The sequence below is a fragment of the Coleofasciculus sp. E2-BRE-01 genome, assembly GCF_040221695.1.
Classification (GTDB): Bacteria; Cyanobacteriota; Cyanobacteriia; order Cyanobacteriales; family Coleofasciculaceae; genus Coleofasciculus.
The window spans coordinates 1-20,310 of sequence record NZ_JAVKEA010000096.1 but is presented as its reverse complement, the minus strand read 5'-3'; the positions used below and the strand labels follow the sequence as shown (position 1 = coordinate 20,310).

15 protein-coding genes and 1 tRNA gene are annotated in these 20,310 nt (G+C 45.6%); 10 read left to right on the top strand and 6 right to left on the bottom strand.

Going from position 1 to position 20,310, the window contains the following annotated elements; translation table 11 throughout:
* Positions 1–3 precede the first annotated feature (3 nt).
* Positions 4–648, bottom strand: coding sequence for an ABC transporter permease (locus RIG66_RS11720; protein WP_006105685.1), 645 nt, complete (start codon positions 646–648; stop codon positions 4–6).
* 298 nt (positions 649–946) lie between these two features.
* Between RIG66_RS11720 and RIG66_RS11715 the strand changes: the two genes are divergently transcribed.
* On the top strand, positions 947–1,585 hold the full coding sequence (locus RIG66_RS11715; RefSeq protein WP_446378188.1) for an HAD-IA family hydrolase: 639 nt from the start codon (positions 947–949) through the stop codon (positions 1,583–1,585).
* 421 nt (positions 1,586–2,006) lie between these two features.
* Positions 2,007–2,078: transfer RNA gene (locus RIG66_RS11710), tRNA-Asn, on the top strand.
* A 185-nt stretch (positions 2,079–2,263) separates the two neighbouring features.
* On the opposite strand, the gene RIG66_RS11705 is transcribed toward RIG66_RS11710, so the two are convergent.
* Together RIG66_RS11705 and RIG66_RS11700 are read right to left on the bottom strand one after the other, a co-directional pair.
* Positions 2,264–3,343, bottom strand: coding sequence for a tetratricopeptide repeat protein (locus tag RIG66_RS11705; protein ID WP_446378186.1), 1,080 nt, complete (start codon positions 3,341–3,343; stop codon positions 2,264–2,266).
* A 50-nt stretch (positions 3,344–3,393) separates the two neighbouring features.
* Positions 3,394–4,053, bottom strand: a complete 660-nt coding sequence (locus RIG66_RS11700) for an RNA polymerase sigma factor (RefSeq protein ID WP_446378184.1) — start codon at positions 4,051–4,053, stop codon at positions 3,394–3,396.
* A gap of 289 nt (positions 4,054–4,342) precedes the next feature.
* Here RIG66_RS11700 and RIG66_RS11695 point away from each other — a divergent pair, with 289 nt between their 5' ends.
* From RIG66_RS11695 to RIG66_RS11685, 3 genes are all read left to right on the top strand, one after another.
* Positions 4,343–4,939, top strand: a complete 597-nt coding sequence (locus RIG66_RS11695; RefSeq protein WP_446348101.1) for a glyoxalase-like domain protein — start codon at positions 4,343–4,345, stop codon at positions 4,937–4,939.
* Between the two features lie 453 nt (positions 4,940–5,392).
* Entirely contained in the window at positions 5,393–5,527 is a 135-nt protein-coding gene (locus RIG66_RS11690) for a ribbon-helix-helix protein, CopG family (protein WP_446378182.1), read from the top strand.
* 683 nt (positions 5,528–6,210) lie between these two features.
* The gene (locus RIG66_RS11685; RefSeq protein WP_446378180.1) at positions 6,211–7,023 is read left to right on the top strand and encodes an SDR family NAD(P)-dependent oxidoreductase; all 813 of its coding nucleotides are present in this window, start codon (positions 6,211–6,213) and stop codon (positions 7,021–7,023) included.
* 107 nt (positions 7,024–7,130) lie between these two features.
* Here RIG66_RS11685 and lexA read toward each other — a convergent pair whose 3' ends face one another.
* From lexA to RIG66_RS11670, 3 genes are all read right to left on the bottom strand, one after another.
* Positions 7,131–7,736, bottom strand: coding sequence for a transcriptional repressor LexA (gene lexA / locus RIG66_RS11680; protein ID WP_446378178.1), 606 nt, complete (start codon positions 7,734–7,736; stop codon positions 7,131–7,133).
* A gap of 318 nt (positions 7,737–8,054) precedes the next feature.
* On the bottom strand, positions 8,055–8,972 hold the full coding sequence (argF, locus tag RIG66_RS11675; RefSeq protein WP_446378176.1) for an ornithine carbamoyltransferase: 918 nt from the start codon (positions 8,970–8,972) through the stop codon (positions 8,055–8,057).
* A 150-nt stretch (positions 8,973–9,122) separates the two neighbouring features.
* Positions 9,123–9,263, bottom strand: coding sequence for a hypothetical protein (locus RIG66_RS11670; RefSeq protein WP_006105627.1), 141 nt, complete (start codon positions 9,261–9,263; stop codon positions 9,123–9,125).
* Between the two features lie 25 nt (positions 9,264–9,288).
* Between RIG66_RS11670 and RIG66_RS11665 the strand changes: the two genes are divergently transcribed.
* The 5 genes from RIG66_RS11665 (at position 9,289) to RIG66_RS11645 (ending at position 20,206) form a co-directional block, all read left to right on the top strand.
* Positions 9,289–11,652, top strand: coding sequence for an adenylate/guanylate cyclase domain-containing protein (locus tag RIG66_RS11665; RefSeq protein ID WP_446378174.1), 2,364 nt, complete (start codon positions 9,289–9,291; stop codon positions 11,650–11,652).
* A 258-nt stretch (positions 11,653–11,910) separates the two neighbouring features.
* Entirely contained in the window at positions 11,911–13,545 is a 1,635-nt protein-coding gene (locus RIG66_RS11660) for an alpha/beta hydrolase (protein ID WP_446378230.1), read from the top strand.
* A 629-nt stretch (positions 13,546–14,174) separates the two neighbouring features.
* Complete coding sequence (locus RIG66_RS11655) at positions 14,175–15,578, top strand: RNA-guided endonuclease InsQ/TnpB family protein (RefSeq protein ID WP_446378172.1); 1,404 nt, start codon at positions 14,175–14,177, stop codon at positions 15,576–15,578.
* A complete protein-coding gene (truB, locus tag RIG66_RS11650; RefSeq protein ID WP_446378170.1) occupies positions 15,563–16,522 on the top strand; it encodes a tRNA pseudouridine(55) synthase TruB in 960 nt (319 codons plus the stop codon). Before RIG66_RS11655 ends, truB begins: the two co-directional genes overlap by 16 nt.
* A 435-nt stretch (positions 16,523–16,957) precedes the next feature.
* Positions 16,958–20,206 (top strand): chemotaxis protein CheB, encoded by a 3,249-nt coding sequence (locus RIG66_RS11645; RefSeq protein ID WP_446378168.1) that lies wholly within the window; start codon positions 16,958–16,960, stop codon positions 20,204–20,206.
* The last annotated feature ends 104 nt before the right edge of the window (positions 20,207–20,310 follow it).

Below are 20,310 nucleotides of genomic sequence, written 5' to 3'. Positions count from 1 at the left end.
CTCTTACGCGCTATGTGAGGATGTCAATCGTTGTAAAGCAGTCAAACTCACCTCCGCAACTAATGCCAAGATTGCCACAGGAATAGCACCCACTAATAAAATACTTTGATCATAAAGCGCAAACCCCAACACAATAAAACTCCCTAATCCCCCCGCGCCAATAAAAGCAGCCAGAGTCGCACTGGCAATTACTTCAACTGTCGCCGTTTTAATCCCAGCAATAATGACGGGTAAGACTAACGGGATTTCGATTTGTTGCAGAATTTGCCGGGGAGACATCCCCATTCCTTTGGCGGCTTCGATGATAGTAGGTTCAATATTGCGAAAGGCAACATCTGTGCTGATCAAAATCGGTGGTAGTGCTAAAAGTGTCAACGCTACCGCCGCCGATTTGAAACTTAGCCCCAAATAGGGAATGGCAACGAATAAAATCGCTAAACTGGGAATGACTCGTAAGCCATTGACGGTATTAATCAAGACAGTTGAGGCAGTGCGCGATCGCGCACTCAGCAGCCCTAACGGTAAACCCAGCACCAAGCTGATTGTCAGTGGTACGAGTACCAATAACAAATGTTGCCCTAGGGCTTCCCTAAAGTTGTCTGGATGACTAGCAATATAATTTAGGACTTCAGTAAATTTCTGAAACATTTGAGTTTTTCAGCCATTAACGTTTATCATACAGTCATTCTGCCCGTGCCAGTGGCTGTAGTGATCAGGCTATCTGCCCCAGTGTTTATCCCTACAACCCGGATTTTACTTGGTTTTCATGCTGTCATGTCAAGTTTTTTATCTTTCCCTGCACTATAGATCCTACGCTTACGGAATTCGGAAAAAATCTTGGACAAGAAACTGAGATGTTCCGACGTTGGTGTTTCAGCGGGATGTCTAGATAGATTTTGAGGCATCTGTTGACATTTCGGTTATTGTCAATTGTCGGAGCCAACTCATGAGTATAAAAGTCATTGTTTTTGATTTTGATGGCACTTTAGCGGATACTTTCAACGCGATCGTCCGGATCGCGAATCGTTTAGCAGACGACTTTGGATATAAACCGTTAATGCCATCAGATATTGAGAGAGTTAGAAATTTAAGCGCTCGCCAGATTATTAAAGAATCAGGAGTTCCATTATTCAAGATTCCTTTTTTGCTGAAGCGAATTCAATCAGAATTACATCAGGATATTGAATCGTTAAAGCCTGTTGCTGGAATCCCTGAGTTGTTAAAGGAGTTGAAAAATCAAGGAAAAATTATCGGCATCTTAACGTCAAATAGCGAAGAGAATGTTAAAGAATTCTTTAGAATGCATGGTTTAGACTGTTTTTTTAGTTTTATTTGTTCAGAACCTTCAATTTTTGGTAAATCACGCGCTTTAATAAACTTGATCAAATATCACTACTTTCAATCTAACTCTCTTATGTATATAGGAGATGAAACGCGAGATATCTCCGCCGCCAAGAAGATTAACATAAAGGTGATAGCCGTAACTTGGGGATTTAATTCGTTCAGTGTATTAAACCAATACAATCCTGATTTTTTAGTTGACCATCCTGGTGATGTATTAAACATTATCGCACAATGGGATTAAGTTTATAGGGAAAAAGGCAATAGGCAATAGGCAATAGGCAATAGCAGGAGAGAGATGTATGAATTCCTGGTTGGTTAACGCTGTCACTTAGCGAGCGAGACGCTCGCACTACTGTTTCCTCGTGTCTTGGAGCCTTTGTCCTCTGCCTTGTCCCCGATCAAAACAGGGGGAGTTGATCCCGATTGAGTATAGATCCGCGATCGCGCTGCTTGACGCATCGGCAATGAAGGCAAAAAACAGTATGAGCTGAAATGCTTTAACCAAAGGAGTTTCAGCCTTTTTTTTGGCGAGAAATTACAGGTATGGCGGGAAACCCGAAGGCGTAACAGCGGATGCTCTAAAAAAAAATTTGCCAGAGGACTTGCCAAATCATCCCTTTACTGGGTAAGATTAGTAATCGTGGCAAGCGTTGAAGTCATGATCCTCAGTAGCTCAGTGGTAGAGCGGTCGGCTGTTAACCGATTGGTCGCTGGTTCGAATCCGGCCTGGGGAGTTAACAAGCAACTTATTGTAGATGCCCAACACCAAGCTTGTTGCTCGGCGTTGAGGAAGATATAGCGCTACGCGCTAGGCAATAGGCAATGGGCAATAGTGAAGAAAAACGCTTACCTGACAAGGGATTGAGCGATTTTAATTTTTCTTTTATGTCCTAACCTTAATGCGTAGTGCTATAGAAGTTCAATCCCCTCTGTCATAAAGGAGTTGGGCTAACTGATTCCGTAATAAGGCTTCTTGCTGAGTTTCGCCGATCGCATTGGCAAGGGCGATCGCTTGTTCGTAAAATTGCTTCGCTTGCACTACATTGCCTCTGGCGAGGTAAAATTCGGCAAATAACCGTAGTGTAACGAGTTCTCTGCTTAAGCTTTCCTGTTCTTGGGCTAAGGCGAGATGCTGATTCAGATATCGAATCGCCAGCAAATCTGGACCAATGATGCTGTACGATTTCGCCAATCCCCGCAAGGCGCGAAACTGATTGGGAATATCCTGGCTATCTTGTGCCAGTTGTAAGGTATAGCGATAGGAGCCAATCGCATCTTTGTAGGAGGCGATCGCGAAATAGGCATCGCCTAAATTATTACGGGTATTTGCTTCTCCCAAGGGATCGCCTAATCGCCGCCGCAAGGTTATCGCCGCTTTATACTGTTTAATCGCCTCTAAATAATCACCCGCACGAGCCGCGACTAAACCCAGGTTGCTCAAACTAAGTCCTTCCCCTTCGCGATTGCCCACCGTGCGAGCAATGGTTAGGGCTTCAGTAAAGCTTTCTTGAGCGGCGTCGAGATCGTTCGATTGCAGCAGCACCGTACCCACGTTATTCAAGGCATAAATTTGTCCCTGAAAATCTTGGAGGAAACGAGCAACCCCTAACCGACGGCGCAGAGACTCTTCAGCTTGGGGAAAGCGTCCCAAATCAGCGTAAGCGAGACCGATATAATTGTAAGCTAAGCCCTGTCCTTCAAAATCGCCAATTTTCTGATAAAGATCCAACGCCTGTTGCCAATAGGCGATCGCTTTTTGCAAATTTTCTTGACGCTTTGCCTCTCCGCCGAGGCGCAACAGTACATCCGCCTCATTTCTAGCTTCCCGTTGAATCGTGCTATCTAAGGGAATCGTCAATTGCTCTTGTAAGTCAAACCCCTCGGTGTCATTGGAGACAGTTTGACTTTGAGCCGGGTTACTCGCCAGCAGTACCGCCCCAGAAATCAGAGCCATCGCTGTGCGACGAATCACCTTCACCGAGAGATATCCTCTGTTCATGTCATGATCGGGAGATTTTTTAATCGGGATCAGAAATTTCTATCCTTAGTTTATACGGGGACAGCATTGAATTCGGACTTGCCCTCGGCATTATCCGTCGCTTTCTGTAAGTAAATCTCGCGAATATCATCGGGTAAGTTTGCCTCTAATCGCTGATACCCTTGCTGGAGTTGATTTCTGACTTGAGCGGGTGCGATCGCTTCGCCTTCGGCTTGTAAATAGGCGGCGATTCGGGTTTCACTCCACTTAAAAGTTAAAGCCATGATGATGATTAACCGCATGAGCGCAGGTAACTGCTCTAATGCCGCCTCCAGATAACACCATAATGGCGGTGGTGCGGCTTGCAGGCTATAGTGAATAGACTCCACTGGGGGTAACTCGGCTTGATTGATGCAGACGGCTGTCATGTTAATCAGCCAGCTTTGGAAGGTATTGGATTCACTCGCCGCCTCTTTGATAAAGTCCATTCCCCGCAATTCATAGAAAATATGACGCCAAGTAAGGGCAAAGAGGTAGTCAGCTTGCACAGGCGATCGCGCGGAATGACGAATTAAGGTATAGACAATCGGACTATAGCGGCAAAAAATCGCCGTGAAATACTTTCCCTGTTCCGGATAGCGCTGAAACAGAGTCACCAGTTCGCGATCGCTGTAGTGGAACAGGGATTTGACTAGCGGATGGTTGGATTCAGAAAAATGTGGAATATGCACAGTCTTTACGTTCTAGCTAGAATTCCGAATGCGCGGCGTTAACTCTCCAGTAGATGCCTCCCTTATGCAGGTGTTATCCCTTTTGTCAAGGATTTAACAGTGAGTTGCTGACGCCTATCATACTTAGCGTGTAAGTTGTACCTACCAGAGCATTAGCATAGCTCGTTGAGCTTAGCTAAAATTAGTAACATCTAGTAACATCTATAGGACATCAGATGGTATTCATCATAAACCTGTAACAGGAAAACCGATTCGTCAAACTTAAATCAACTCAACATAGCTTGTCAGAATGATTCTATCAGTTGATATTATTGCCTTTCGACTACCGCTCCTGCCTTTGGGTGCTTTTTTACCGTCTCTGCCATTAGATAGCCTTTTTTCCACCCAAGGCATTATGGTTATGCTCTTGGCAGCTTACGCGGTGGCGATGTGGATGTTTCTCACCAGTGCGCCAAAAGTACATACCATTATGGTGTCTGATTTGGAGGTGGCACGGCAGTTTTACGAAGGCTTGCTGGAATTGTCCGCAGCGGAAGTTCCCTTACATTACTACTACAACTATGAGCAAACCCTAGGTGCAACTGGGATCGATCCCCTCTATCTATCTACCAATACCGGAACCACGAGTGCGACTCAACTCCAAGGAACCGAGGGACTTTGGTATCAGCTTAAAAAAAATACCCAACTCCATGTCATTTCCGGTGCCAGCTATGGGAATAAAAATCGACACCGCCATGTCTGCTTTGATCATGATTGCTTAGAACAAGTGTTGATGCGGGTACAAATGCGACGCCTCAAGTATAAGGTTCGCGCTCAAAAACCGTTGAATTTTTTAGTCAAGGATTTAGAGGGGCGTGTTATTGAAATGGCAGAAGTCTCGAATTAAGGCATGATGATTATCGCTTAAGCGGTGAAGGAATGAAAGGGTTTTCATCAAATCCGTGACGATTAGTTTTACTATCGTCACTTTTTTTTTGACTTCTCCACGCTTTGAAAAACGTGGATTCGCCAGACGTTGTTCAGTGACGGGTTAAAACCGCATCACTTCACTTTATCTCTCAGCTTAATTTTACTTAAACTTTGGCGCAGTCAAAACGCCCTACCCACCTCGACCCTTCGACCAAGCTCAGGGCTGTATGGATACTTTGGTATCTTCCAACCGTGAAGATTTTACGCACCAACGGCTATATTTCTATACTTCTTGGTGCAACCCTATATCTTTAGTTGTCATGGTTCAGTAACTTAGCTGACACGTTTGTTTTTGGAGTTTCTCATCCTGTGGGCTAAGTTCATATCATATTAGCACAAATATGGGATTATTTAACAATACAACTTAAGATTGCCAGACAAAGAGTATGAAGCGCTCAAAAAACTATCAGCAAACACTCAAAGGTCAATCAATGATTTAATTCGAGAGGCAGTTAGGCGTTATGCAGAGCTAAGCCGAGGTGTTGCCTATTGCAAGAAAGCCTAGCGCGTAGCGCTATATCAATGCTCTCATCAGTTGATAGTTCATTGTTGATTGTTCATTGTACTCGCGAAGGGTTAAGCCAGCTACAGGTCAATCGGGACAAGGTTTTCACAGTTTGTAAACAAATGTTACAAGGAATTTATTAAAAAATATTGCCATTGTCTTGAAAGAATTGCTAATGTATGCGTAATGAGTCGATTCTAATAGAAGCTCATCTAGTCTATAGGAGGCTAATTGTATAAGCACTGCGTTTATCTTGACGGTCAGGTGGTTGGCTGATTTAGCGAATTACCAACCAGATATGTATCGGGACACTCGATCAACAACTCACGCTTCCACATTCACCGAGTTCCACTGGAGACATATCATGATCATGATTCACTCTTTGCAGTTACCGCATGACTGGAGATCATGTTCGACTCACGGGTCAGCTTTTCATAGAACCCGTTAATTTCAAAGATTTGATTACTGTTTTAACGCTAAATCACTCGCCAATTCACTTAAAAAATGGCGAAGCGTGAAACAAGTCCTACTCTTCAAAGTTTTAGTGCAACGACAGAGATAATCCAACGTTTTGATTACTTATGTCTCACTTCATGCTGAGGCGGTTAGGAGGAGTTATGTACCCCTGAGCATGAATAATCGGAAAAAACCGAGTGAGACTCAACAAGAGTGAGGTTTTTGCCATGAATATTCAAGGAAAGACTGCTTTGGTTACCGGAGCATCGCGGGGAATTGGTCGCGCGATCGCCCTCGAACTTGCCAAACAAGGTGTTAAGCGCCTAGTCTTAGTCGCACGCGATCGCCAACGTTTAGCAGCCGTGGCGACGGAAATTGAAAATTTAGGAGTCGAAGTCGCTATTTTGGCGTTAGATTTAACCCAACTGGTAGAGGTCAATGTAGCAATTGCTCGCGCTTGGCGCACTTATGGACCCGTTCACATCTTAGTTAACTGTGCAGGCGTTGCCCACCAAACTCCCTTTTTGAACGCGAAACTGCCCAAGATGCAGGAGGAGCTGGCAATTAACTTGATGGGATTATACACGATTACCCGTCTGCTTGCCAAACGAATGGCAGCTCAACGCCAAGGAGTCATTATTAACGTCTCCAGTTTAATGGGCAAAGTCGCCGCGCCGACGATGGCGACGTATTCCGCCACCAAGTTTGCGATTTTAGGCTTCACCCAAGCCTTGCGGGGCGAACTAGCACCCTATAATATCCGGGTGATTGCCTTGCTCCCCTCTCTCACGGATACTGATATGGTGCGGGGTTTACAGCTATTTCGCTGGGTTATGCCCATGACACCTGAGCAAGTTGCCAAAGCCCTAGTCACGGGACTGCAAAAGGATTATTCACCGGAAATCCTGGTGGGATGGCAAAGTCATTTAGCCGTCTGGTGCAGTCGGATTGCACCGTGGCTGATGGAGAAGGTATTAAAAATGGCAGCGCCTCTCTCCCGCACGGGTGCATTACCCCCTGTGGTTCCCAGTCATCATTGAGCCGAATTGGACAATTGTGAATAATTAGGGGTTTTGGAACCAAGCAAGGGGCTTAGGAACCAAGCAAGGGGTTTGGGAACCAAGCAAGGGGCTTGGAAACCAAGCCCCTACTCAAAACTACGCCAGACGCCGACTAATACACCTTGTACCTCTACTTTTTCTGTTTCCACTTCTATGGGCGGATAATTAGAATTAGCAGGTTGCAGGGTGATCCTATCCTCTTGCCGATAAAAATGTTTTAATGTTGTACCGTATCCTTCGACTCTAGCGGCGACAATCTGACCATTTTTCAGTTGATCAGGTTCAGGAACGGGTTGCATAATCACCAAATCACCTTCTCGAATTAAGGCTTCAATCATGCTATCCCCTGTAACCCGCAGGGCAAAATTACCGGGTTGGGTGAATAAACTGGATAAATCAATCCGATCCATCCCATCGATAAAGGGTTCAACCATCCCCCCCGCCGCGATCGCACCCAGAACAGGCACTCCTGATGCCGTACTACTGAGAATCCGAATCGTCCGGGCTTTGCCTTCTGTCCAATCAATGTAGCCTTTATTGCGTAGATGTTCGAGCCGACTCTGAATCGGTGCAGGCGATCGCAGGTTCATCGCTCGCATCATTTGCCGGATTGAGGGCGCGTGTTGGGCGGTTTGAATATAACCAACCAGCCAATCATAGAGTTCTTTCTGGGCTTGGGTGAGGGGTTCCATAATCCTATAAATTACACTAGATTTTGACGTTACAAGTTGTCAAGCAGATGGCTCAACCATTCGACTTACCAGTCTTTATGGCAGTCAATCTGCCCTGAGAGGGGTTAAATTGAAACCCATTATTCAACTCAACGAATACTATTTACTATAAGACATTAGTAGTACGAATGTCCTATACTTGTTCCGTTAAAAGCAATGTTTAATCAGTTTTCTGTAGGGGCGGGTTTCCCTATTAACGTTTTTGACCTCACCCAGATACAAGTAAACCCGCCCCAACTTAACCATAGGCTTTACCGTTAAACCATCCCCTCCGCCCTGTTAATCAGCGCCTAAAAGACTAGCGAGTAACGCTTTCTGGGCGTGCATCCGGTTTTCGGCTTGATCCCATATCCGCGATCGCGAACCTTCCATCACCTCGTCAGTAATCTCTTCGCCTCGGTGGGCGGGTAAACAGTGCAACACGATCGCATCCTTTGCCGCTAAACTCAACAGTTGTTCATTGACCTGGTACGGTAAAAAGACCGGAATTCGCGCATCAGCTGACGCCTCCTGACCCATACTTGCCCAGACATCGGTATAAATCACATTAGCGCCCTTAACGGCTGCCTTTGGATCATCCGTAATCGTCACTTCACTGTTGACCGCCAGTTGTTTAGCTCGATCTACAATTAAACTATTCGGTTGGTAAGCTGATGGTGTGGCAACTCTGACATTCATCCCCATGAGGGCGCATCCTACCATGAGTGAGTGAGCCACATTATTACCATCTCCCAAGTACACTACCGTCGCACCCGCTAGTGAGCCGAAGCATTCTTGAATGGTCAACAAGTCTGCCAAGACTTGACAAGGGTGTTCTAAGTCAGTCAGGGCGTTGATAATCGGAATCTGAGCATACTCAGCAAAGGTTTCTAGTTCGTTTTGCTCGAAGGTGCGAATTGCCAGGATGTCCAGATACCGATCCAAAACCCGGGCTGTATCTACCACAGGTTCTCCTCGACCCACCTGGGTGACATTGGGGTTCAAGTCAATCACTTGACCCCCCAGTTGGTACATTGCCACCGAAAAACTGACTCGGGTTCGGGTCGATGCCTTATAAAACAAAAGCCCTAACACCTTATTGCATCGCAGGTTAACCTGACCGGTTTTCAACTGGATAGCTAGATGCAACAGTTCGTGAATTTCATCCGCACTCAGGTCAGCTAAACCTAACACGTCTCGTCCTTGTAATGCCGTCATGTTCCTTCTCCGATGACTCAGTGGATCGGCGCTTGCCAGAAAGCACGTTGGCTGAGGTAATCTCACCCAGCACCACTTTTTACCGATGTCAGTCTCCTACGGCTACCCAGGTTTTGGCAAGAAGCACCGTGCTAAAAATTTAGCAGATTTTTATCGGATCAGTTTAATTTTGAGGCGGATGATGTAAAATAATAGTTTTTTTTCGGAAGCGTTGAGAACCGATCGCCAATACCAACTCTTGATCCCCTGTAGATTCCGGGAGTTGGCATTGACTTGATTAAATCGATGCATTTAACCATCCTAAACTCTAAACCTTATGAAACGCTCCGTCATCCTTCTCTGTGTCGTTGCCATCATTAGTACCAATCTTGGTTTTTTCTATCTGGCATCTGGGTATCTTACTGAAGAATTCTATCCCACTCAGAAACTCCTCTGGCTGGTTTTGAGCTTAGGGAGTCTGAGTTTAATTTTGGCACTCCCGATCGCCTTAGGATTGATTAAGGCTTTTTCTACTGTTCAAGATGATGCCCAAAACCCTCGGTTTGGTGAGGTTCCCGCCTCGCTCCCGTTTCCGGATAACCCCAACCGTAAACAATCCGGCGATCGCATCTCCTCAATCATCGCTGCTCAACTCGCCACAAACCAAGCCTTAACCACCAATAAAGATACCACGCTCCCCGTTCTCAACCAGCCCGTTAACCAACAGCCACCCTTTCGCGATCGCCTCCAGGAAATCGCTGAATATTTATCTGATCAAGACCTTAATTTTCTTTCCCAGGAGTCAAATCTTAACCCTTCTGCATTGATGGCAAACGTTAAGCGGGTTGCCAATTTTACCGATACCCTTTTCGATGCCTTCAGCTTAAAGCCCAATCCGCCTCAACCTCTCAATCCGTCAGTCGATCTACGCTCCATCACTCAAGACGTGTTAGAGCTTTGTCAACCCTTAATCCGGCAAAAAAATTTACAATTACGCAACTCCATCGCTGGTGATTTCCCCCAATTTAAGGCTGATGCCGATCAATTGCAGCAAATTTTGTATAACTTAATCATTGACATGATTAAGTTTACCGAACAAGGCGCGATCGACGTTTCAGCCACGATTACCCCTGATCAATTAAAACTGACTATCGCTGATATCGGCATCACTATTCCGGCAGAGCAATTACTAGAAAATGCCTATAGTGCCACCATCCAACAGTACAGCAGTACCGCCGTAGGATTGATCTTGACCCGACGTCTGGTCGAACTCAATGGGGGTCAACTGCGGGTTGAATCAATCGGCAACCAGGGTTCACGCTTTATTTTGACGCTACCCATTTCTGGAAATCAACAAACCCGATTAGCGGCGTCTGGGGAAAAGCCTCTCTCTCTAGTAAAACCCACCAATAAAATACCGACCAAATTTAAAACCTCCCCGGTTTTTAGCCAATCATTCAAGATTTTAATTGTAGACAATGAATCGGTCAATTGGCAACCCCTGCTCCAGCTATTTTTGCCTTCTCCCAATTACAGCGTAAAACGGGTATCTAATGGCAGTCAAGCTTTAGCGGAAATCGAAAAAGGTTTTCAGCCTAACTTGCTGATTGTGGATGCCGGAATTTTTCCCATGGATGGCTATGAACTTTGTCAAATAATTCGCAATTTTTTCTCCGCCAATGAATTGCCGATTATTCTCGTTGACGATAAAGAAAACCAACCGGATTGGCAAAAGATAGGGAGCTACCGGATCAATGATTATTGGACGAAGCCGATTAACCCCAATGAGATGCTTGCTCGAATTAATCCTTATCTGAAACTGAACCAGATCAATGCCAACTGTGACCGCTTCATTCCGCCTAAATTACTACAAATTTTAGGGTATACCAACCTCGGCGAGGCTCAATTAGGGGATTGCGTTCAACGAGATATGACGATTATGTTTGCCGATATTCGGTCATTTACTACTCTATCTGAGAAAATGTCGCCCCAGGAAAATTTTGATTTCATCAACAATTATTTTAAGAAAGTTGTCCCCACCATCCGTCAGCACAATGGTTTTGTGGATAAGTATATCGGGGATGCGATCATGGCAGTCTTTCCCGAAAAAGCCGAAGAAGCATTAGACGCGGCGATTGAAATGCAAAAACAGATCGCCATCTATAACGGGAAGCAGGAAGAAAACGGAACCCTACCGATTTCAGTGGGCATGGGACTCCATAATGGTAGTCTAATGCTAGGTACCATTGGAGAAGAACAACGGATGGAGGCAACAGTCATTTCTGATGCCGTGAATCTGGCATCTCGCTTGGAAGGATTGACGAAGATTTTTGGCGCGTCGATTATCTTTAGTGAAAAGTTTTTGCTGAGTTTGGATAATCCGTTAAGCTATAATTATCGGTTTTTAGGTAAAGTTCCGGTTAAAGGACGAAAAAAAGCCGTCTCTGTCTTTGAAGCCTTTGATGGCGAACCCCTGACGTCGGTTAATCTGAAAATTAAGCATCGAGGCAAGTTTGAGTTGGGTATTCATCTTTTTTATAGCCGAAAATTTGCTGAGGGATACAAAATATTTAAAGAAATTTGTCAAGAAAATAATCAGGATAAAACCGCTCTCTTCTACATGAAGCGTTGCCGCAAGTTCCACAAGCTATGGAGGTGGGGGCAATGGGATGATTTTAATAGCAAAAGATATCAATTTTAAAGTATGAAAAGTAAGACAGAAGGTTGTTTGAAGGTAGAAGGGATAGAAGGGGCAGAAGGAAAGGAGCAAGGTGGTAAGGTGGAAGCCAATGATAATAACCATTTAAACTCAGATATTGTACCTAACCAGAACGATGGGAAATCGTGGAACCAGACGAAACCAAGTCTGCCTGGGCGGACGAACAGAAAATTAAGGGTTTGGCAACCCGCGAAAGCAGGTTTAGTTTGTGTAGCTGCGGTTTCAACCGCCCTATTGAGAATGGTGGTGATGGCGACTCCGGTTCAGGGGGCGACGAAAATTTATATTCCTTATGGTCCGTTAGAATTTTCTCTGCCCATTGAGGCACTGGAAATTTACGCCACCGAGGGTAAAATTGAGCCAGAATTGGCGTTTTATGCTAGTTATGTGGAACCGCAACAGTTAGAAAAATTGCGGCAGGTTTTAGTTACCCCCATCGATGTGAGTCCAGTTGCGATCGCACAGTTTCTCTATTCGCCTCAAGGGGAAGCCATCCTGGAACGGTTAGGGGAAGTGATTCAAACTAAAGCCGGTCAAGAGGGATTTTATGCGATTCGGGCGGCATTAATCAAAGCGGCGGCTAAACCGGGGGGGCTAACCTTATTAAATGTACTGCGGGAGTTTCCCACTTATGGGATACGGATTAACTCTGCCCGGAGTTTTGAGATCATTGAAGAACTATCTCGGTTAAGTCGGCAAACTCAACAAGCGATCGCAGGGGTGAATCAGGAGGCGATGGCGGAAGTTCAAGCCCAGATTGAGTCCCAGTTTCCCCAAATGCTACCCGACTTTTCCGAATTACCTGATTTGCGCGAACCGGGACCTATTGCCTATTCTCAACAAACTCTGACATTGAGTGATCCCAGTCGCGGACGCCGATTTCCGGTGGATTTGTATTTACCGTCTTCGATATCGGCTGGGGAAGGATTAACTCCCCTAATTGTAATTTCCCACGGACTCGGTTCTGATCGGATGACGTTTGAATATTTAGCCCAGCATTTGGCGTCTTATGGGTTTGCCGTAGCCCTACCGGAACATCCTGGCAGTAATGCGGAACAATTACAAGCCCTGAGTCGAGGATTAGCCAGTGAGGTGACGCCACCGTCAGAATTCATTGACCGTCCCTTGGATATTACCTTTTTACTGGATCAACTGGAACAATCCTATCGAGGACAGTTAGATCTGGATAATGTTGGCGTATTGGGTCAATCCTTTGGCGGTTACACCGTGTTGGCGCTAGCGGGTGCGGAACTGAATTTTGAACGATTGCAGCAAGTTTGTGGTAATGCAGAGGATTCCTTAAATGTATCACTGTTGCTGCAATGTCGGGCATTAGAGTTACCCCTGGCGGACTATGACTTTCGTGATCCACGGATTCAAGCCGCGATCGCGATTAATCCGGTGGGGAGTGCTATCTTTGGCAAATCGGAGTTTGCTCAGATTCAAATCCCTTTGATGTTAATTTCGGGAAGTAGTGATACTGTAGCACCCGCCCTCCCGGAACAGATTCAACCCTTTACTTGGTTAACCATGCCAAATAAGTATCTGGTATTGCAGAATAAAGGGACTCACTTCTCTAACCTCGGTGTCTCGACAACGGCGGTAGAATTGCCGCCAGAGGTGATGGGTCCTGATCCCGCGATCGGGCGTGCTTACACCCAGGCGTTGAGTGTTGCCTTTTTTCAAGTCTATATTGCGGGTCAACCGGAATACCAACGTTATCTGAATGCGGCTTATGCCCAATTCCTCAGTCAAGACGCTATGCCATTGAGTTTAGTGGAATCTTTAACCCTAAATCAGCTTTCTGAACAGACGGATGAACCGCAAAACTCCTCACCCCCACCACAGGCACCGTTTTTGATTCCGCTTCCGTAAACTTATGTTTCAAACTTTTGTCGTTTTCAAACAAATGTAAAAGACTCTATCAAGGGGTTGCCTATCTCAGAGAACGTGCTAAATTGAATATAAAGCTAAATAACTTCTGGACGACAGATAAAACAGCTTAGTCTACAAATGTTGAATGAAGTTAGGAGGAAGAAAAAACCTGTCTCATTTAATATCTGTCTCATCAGAAGATAGCAACAAACACCATAACAGCAGCAACATTCATCGAGAACGTTGATAGTTCCTCAAATAGAATCTGGGAAGCTGTGTAACTGAATAATTGATTTATCAGTGCCACTTCAAGTTTCATTACCCAAAGGAGGAAATCACTCAGCTAGTATTGCTTGAATGTTGTTGCTGTTTATCGCAACACTGATTTCACGGATTTTATCGAACTGGTAGGGGTGGGGTGGGATAGGTTAGCCGCACTGATTTCACGGAGGTGTTAGTTCTCAATAGGCAAAGGATGATTAGATTGTCGGCGAGATTATTTCGTTGTTTGTGTTAATCTGTGTCATCTATCTTCGCGGCTGGAGACCCTCGCTTAAAGCGACGGGAGGAAAGCCGCGCCTCCGGTTACCGTTTACAGTTTTCACAGGAAATGCAGTAAGATGTGAGGCATGACTCAACGCGCCTACCGATACCGTTTTTACCCAACGCCGGAACAAGAACAACTCTTGCGCCGCACGTTGGGTTGCGTTCGTCTGGTTTACAACTTGGCGTTGCATACCCGAACTGAAGGTTGGTACGAAAGACAGGAGCGGATTGACTACAAGCAGACATCCGCCATGCTGACAGATTGGAAAAAGCAAGAAGACTTGCAGTTCCTCAATGAAGTTAGCTGCGTACCATTGCAGCAGGGATTGAGGAACTTGCAAAAAGCGTTTACCAATTTCTGGGCAGGTCGTGCTAAATACCCCAACTTCAAAAAGAAGCGGAATGGCGGTAGTGCTGAGTTTACCCGTTCGGCTTTTAAGTGGAAAGATGGGCAATTATGGTTAGCAAAATGTCGCGAACCTTTACCAATTCGCTGGAGTCGAACCCTTCCAGAAAACTGTGAACCTTCTACGGTTACAGTAAGGCTAGATGCTTCTGGACGATGGTTCGTCTCTCTATTAGTTGACGCTTCGGCTCCGCTCAGCGTCAACACCGAGCGGAGCCGAGGTGTTGAGGATCATACGGTTAAGAGGCTTCCTCAACTTGACAAAGCTATTGGAATTGACGCAGGCGTCACCTCCTTGATAGCGACCAGCGATGGGGAAAAGATTGCTAATCCAAAGCATTTTAAGCGGCTAAAACGCAAGTTGAGACAAGCTCAAAAAGCATTGTCTGGCAAGGTGAAAGGTTCAAATAATAGGGAAAAGGCAAGGCGGCAGGTTGCTCGAATCCATGCTCAAATTGCCGACGCCCGCAAAGACTTTCTTCACAAGCTAACGACTCGACTGGTACGTGAAAATCAAACGATTGTTGTCGAAGACTTAGCCGTGAAGAACATGATGAAAAACCACAAGTTGGCTCAAGCAATTGCTGACGCAAGCTGGAGCGAACTGGTTCGTCAGTTGGAGTACAAGTGCCAGTGGTACGGTCGATTACTGGTTAAGATTGACCGATGGTTTCCCAGCTCTAAGCGCTGTGGACATTGTGGTCACGTTGTTGATAAATTGCCGCTTGATGTCAGAGAGTGGGATTGCCCAGAATGCGGAACTCACCACGACCGAGATATTAATGCCGCAAATAATATTCTAGCCGCAGGGCTTGCGGTGATAGTCTGTGGAGCGAACATAAGACCCGATGGACATAAGTCCAAAGGGCAGTTGCGAAAAACCCCTGAGCTTCGACAGGCTCAGCTACCGCGTAGTCTCAGGGGTAGGAAGCAGAAACTCAACACCTCGACTCCGCTCGGTGTTGACGCGCTCGCGGAGTCGAAGCGTCAAATCGTGAGGTTTGGGAATCCCTCGTCTCCGGCGAGGGAGGATGTCAATGCTGTCTGTGTAATCTGTGTTGACAAATGCAAGGATTTTTAAATTTAAACAAACCCACAGGATTCACGTCTCACGACTGTGTGGCGAAAGTGCGGCGTTTATTGCGGCTGAAGCGAGTGGGGCATGGGGGAACGTTAGATCCATTGGCGACGGGAGTTTTGCCGATCGCACTGGGTAGAGCAACCCGTTTGTTACAGTATATGACCTCAGATAAGGCATATCAGGCGACGATTCGGTTGGGCGTGAAGACAACAACCGATGATTTAGAGGGAGATATTGTGGCGACGACTTCTGCTTCTGGATTAACCCTGGAGACAATTGTGCCGTTACTGCAACAGTTTCAGGGAACAATTGAGCAAATTCCCCCGATGTACAGTGCGGTTCAGGTTCAGGGAAAGCGGCTGTATGAGTTAGCGCGGGCGGGTAAAACGGCGGAAATTCCCAGGCGACAGGTTGAAGTGTATCAGATTGAGGTATTAGATTGGCGTCCAGGGGAATTGGCGGAATTGGATCTGGCGATCGCCTGTGGTGCAGGAACCTATATTCGTTCTATTGCTCGTGATTTGGGAGAGGTGCTTAAGACTGGTGGAACCTTGGCGTCTCTGATTCGGACTCAAAGCAGTGGATTTACGTTAGAGAATAGCTTGAGTTTAGAGGAATTGGCAGCACAGATACAAGCCGAAACCTTTACTCCAATTCCACCTGAAGCCGCATTAAAACATTTAGAGAAGGTTATTTTATCGCCAGACGATGCTCGTCGTTGGTGTCAGGGTCAACGGATAAAGGTAGAGGATAGGGGGCAGAAGATAGAAGGACATGATAACAGTATCGATAAACAGAATACGAATCAAGATACTTCGACTGATTCTGCTGCCAATATTCGGCGAGTTTACCAGGAAGATGGGAGGTTTCTGGGTATTACTCAGGTGATTGAATCAGACGGTGAGGTATTGCTTGCGCCTAAGATGGTTTTGGGTACATTATGAAGATTCGAGGAACCATCTAGATCAGGACACGATAATCAGAGTGCCCCTACCGAATGAATTAGTTCTAATCCGTGGTAGGGGCATGGCATTGCCATGCCCTGTTATCACCATTTTTGTCATTTGTCAGGGAATGAAACCCAACATTCTTGCTAAAGTGATTTCAACTGACTATATGTCTAAGTTATATAAACTTTTCATAAGGCACATGGATCTCAAGTCAGATTTCTAAGTGACTCCTTCTCAACCCCGATCAAGGCGCAAGATGCCATTAAAACCAACCTAAAGTCAGATGCTTTCTGAGCAAGACTAAGGTATTATAAACGCTTGACAGTCAATCATTTATAGTTTCCCAAGAGACAGGGTGAACCATAAATCCGATAATCTTCTCAATTCACAACTTGCGGCTCTTGTCAAGATGTATCGCCATAAGTAGCGATGACCCAAACCAACCCAAATCCCAATACCTTTTTTATCGTTGGCATTGGTGCCTCAGCCGGAGGTGTCCAAGCCTTAGAGTCATTTTTTGACAATCTTCCTGACGATCCTAATGCCGTGTTCGTCGTTGTGCAGCATTTGTCTCCTAATCATAAAAGCATGATGACCGAAATCCTGCAACGGCAAACGGTCATGCCTGTGCGGGAAGTTCAGGATCAGATGACGATTGAACCGAGTCATGTCTATCTTCTGCCTCCGGGCAAAAATCTGGTGTTGGAGAATCGCCAACTCCATTTACACGCGAAATCCGACGCCTTTAATTATCCCATCAATCAGTTTTTCCAATCCCTAGCACAGGAATGGGGAGAACGTACAATCGCGATTTTACTATCGGGAACCGGAAATGATGGCAATGAGGGATTGCAAGCGATTAGTCGGATGGGGGGAGTTGCCCTAGTCCAGTCCCCAGAAACTGCCCAGTTTACCAGTATGCCCAGCAGCGCCATTCCCTCGGGTTTGGTGGATGAGATTCTCTCCCCTGAAGATTTAGCGCAAACTGTTTTTGAAATTATCCGGTTTTCGGATAATTGTCCCTCGGCTAAACCGGAAGAAGCCAGCTTAATTGATCCGAATCAGTTACAACAAATTCTGGATATTTTAGCTGAACGCGAAGAGATTGATTTTTCTCATTATAAATTTAGTACCTTAAGCCGCCGCATTAACCACCGCTGCGCCCTGATTGGCTGCGGTAATTTACAAGACTATATTCATTTGGTTAATGATAGTGAAGACGAACAGAAACTGTTACGTCAAGACTTACTGATTGGTGCCACCTGCTTCTTTCGAGATGCCGGGGCATGGAAATTTTTAAAACACCAGGTTCTGCCCCAACTTATCGAGAAATTGCAACCGCAAGAACAACTGCGCGTTTGGGTGTCGGCTTGCGCCACGGGGGAAGAAGCCTATTCGATGGCAATTTTAATTGATGAAGCGATTGAAAAAGCCAATAAACCTGTTCAAGTCAAAATTTTTGCTACCGATTTAGATACCAACGCCCTGGAAATTGCCGCTCAGGGCATTTACCCCGAAACCATTGCCAATGATATTTCTCCAGAACGGTTAGAGCGCTATTTTACCCCTCATGGCAATCACTTCCAAGTGAAGCGATCGCTGCGGGAGATGCTGATTATTGCTCCCCATGATCTGACCAAAAATGCGGGCTTTTCTAAAATGAATTTGGTCAGTTGTCGCAATGTTTTAATCTATATGCAGCCCAAGCTTCAGCAACAGGTGCTGCGTTTACTTCACTTTGCCTTAGCACCCCAAGGGGTTCTGTTTCTGGGGAGTTCGGAAACCTTGGGCGATGTTGGAGATGACTTTATTCCCTTAGACTCTAAGTGGAAAATTTTCCGTAAACATCGGGATAGTCAACTTTCATTGATGCCAATCACCCGACAGAAAGTGGTGACTCCCCTGCCAACTTCAAGTCGCTCTAAATCTCGACAACAGCACCTAGATCGACTGATGGGAGAAGTGCTTCGCTATAGTTTGGGTGAGCGGCAAATGACCTGCTTATTGGTGAATCAGGACAACCAACTTCTACGAGTCTTTTATAACGCTGCTCAATTGCTCCAGTTTCCCGTTGGCGAAGCCATTTTAGATATTACTGAAATTATTCATCCGTCGCTGAAACTACCGCTGAGTACCGCCTTACATCGCAGCAAACGGGATAAACAACCTGTGCTTTACACCGGGATTAAATTGAATCGGGATGGCAAGGAACAAAATGTGAATGTACAGGTGGGATTCGATGACAGCAATCCGACGTTAGCAGATTATTTAATTGTCGTCTTAGAAGTCGAAACCGAACCCTCGACATCAAGTGCGGCTCGTCGTTTTGAGGTGGATGAAGAAGCTGCCCAGCAAATTACTGAACTAGAATATGAATTGCAGCAAACTCGTGAGAATCTTCAGGTCACGATTGAAGAATTAGAAACCACGAATGAAGAACAACAAGCGACGAATGAAGAACTGCTTGCCTCTAACGAAGAACTGCAAAGTACGAATGAAGAACTGCAATCGGTAAACGAGGAACTCTACACGGTTAATGCTGAATATCAGTCCAAGATTCAGGAACTCACCCAACTTAATAATGACATCGACAACTTACTTCGCAGTACCAATATTGGCGTGATGTTCCTAGATAAACATCTGCGGATTCGTAAGTTTACCCCCGCCACTACCGATGCGATTAATCTCCGCGCTTCGGATGTCGGTCGTCCTTTAGCTGATCTGACCAATAATTTAGAGTGTCCGAACTTGCTGGAGATTCTGGAACAGGTTATAGAAACCCAAGAGAATGTTGAACAAGAAGTGAGACTCACCTCATCGAATAATTATCTGTTGATGCGGGTCAATCCCTATCTGTGCGACCAAAATCAGAGTGATGGGGTTGTCGTGACGTTTATCAACATTAATGAACTAAAACAGGTTCAGAACCAACTGCAACAAGCCAACACCATCTTAGAAAACTTATATGCGGCCAGTCCCGTGGGACTCTGTTTATTTGATGACAACCTGAGATTTGTACGAATTAACCAAACCTTAGCCGAGATTAATGGCTATTCGATTGAAGAACATCTGGGTAAAACTGTGGGTGAGATTGTCCCTAACTTAGCTGATCAGATTGAACCCTGTTTACGTCAGGTAATTGACACCAATGAATCCGTTAACGAGGTGGAGATTCGCGGCACTACCCCTGTGTCTCAGCATCAGGAACGCTGCTGGATGGCGAGTTACTACCCGGTTAATTTTCGCACCGATGGTCGAGGTGTGGGCGGGGTGATTGTCGAAGTAACGGGGCGGATGAAAACAGAGGCAGCCCTGCGTCAAAATCAGGCAAAACTATTAGAAGCCCAGCGTCTCGCCCAAGTGGGAAATTGGGAGATTGATATCAAAGCAGACGGTGATCCGAGAACCCTACAACCAGAATGGTCAGCAGAATTATTCCATATTTATGGCTTTGATCCCCAGGGAGAGTTACCCAGTTTTGCGGAATGGCTTCAGTGTTATCCGGATCAGGATCAGCAAGTCTTGCAACGGGCAATTGATCGCTTAATTAAGGAGGGGACACCCTACGATGTAGACGTGCGCTTCACTCGTCCCGATGGTAAGTTGCGCTACCTGAACATGATTGGGCGGGCAATTCGCAATATAGCAGATTGCGAAAGTATGGGGTACAATGTTTGAGATAAAATTATCTTGAATTTCTAAACATGAAAGCCTATTCACTAGATTTCCGAAAGAAAATCTTGGACACCTATCACAATACACCGATATCTCAAAGACAATTA

Coding starts and splice junctions, on each gene's coding strand:
- RIG66_RS11720 (WP_006105685.1), bottom strand. CDS start 648: ATGTTTCAGAAATTTACTGAAGTCCTAAATTATATTGCTAGTCATCCA.
- RIG66_RS11715 (WP_446378188.1), top strand. CDS start 947: ATGAGTATAAAAGTCATTGTTTTTGATTTTGATGGCACTTTAGCGGAT.
- RIG66_RS11705 (WP_446378186.1), bottom strand. CDS start 3,343: ATGAACAGAGGATATCTCTCGGTGAAGGTGATTCGTCGCACAGCGATG.
- RIG66_RS11695 (WP_446348101.1), top strand. CDS start 4,343: ATGATTCTATCAGTTGATATTATTGCCTTTCGACTACCGCTCCTGCCT.
- RIG66_RS11685 (WP_446378180.1), top strand. CDS start 6,211: ATGAATATTCAAGGAAAGACTGCTTTGGTTACCGGAGCATCGCGGGGA.
- lexA (WP_446378178.1), bottom strand. CDS start 7,736: ATGGAACCCCTCACCCAAGCCCAGAAAGAACTCTATGATTGGCTGGTT.
- argF (WP_446378176.1), bottom strand. CDS start 8,972: ATGACGGCATTACAAGGACGAGACGTGTTAGGTTTAGCTGACCTGAGT.
- RIG66_RS11670 (WP_006105627.1), bottom strand. CDS start 9,263: ATGCATCGATTTAATCAAGTCAATGCCAACTCCCGGAATCTACAGGGG.
- RIG66_RS11665 (WP_446378174.1), top strand. CDS start 9,289: ATGAAACGCTCCGTCATCCTTCTCTGTGTCGTTGCCATCATTAGTACC.
- RIG66_RS11660 (WP_446378230.1), top strand. CDS start 11,911: ATGGTGGTGATGGCGACTCCGGTTCAGGGGGCGACGAAAATTTATATT.
- RIG66_RS11655 (WP_446378172.1), top strand. CDS start 14,175: ATGACTCAACGCGCCTACCGATACCGTTTTTACCCAACGCCGGAACAA.
- truB (WP_446378170.1), top strand. CDS start 15,563: ATGCAAGGATTTTTAAATTTAAACAAACCCACAGGATTCACGTCTCAC.
- RIG66_RS11645 (WP_446378168.1), top strand. CDS start 16,958: ATGACCCAAACCAACCCAAATCCCAATACCTTTTTTATCGTTGGCATT.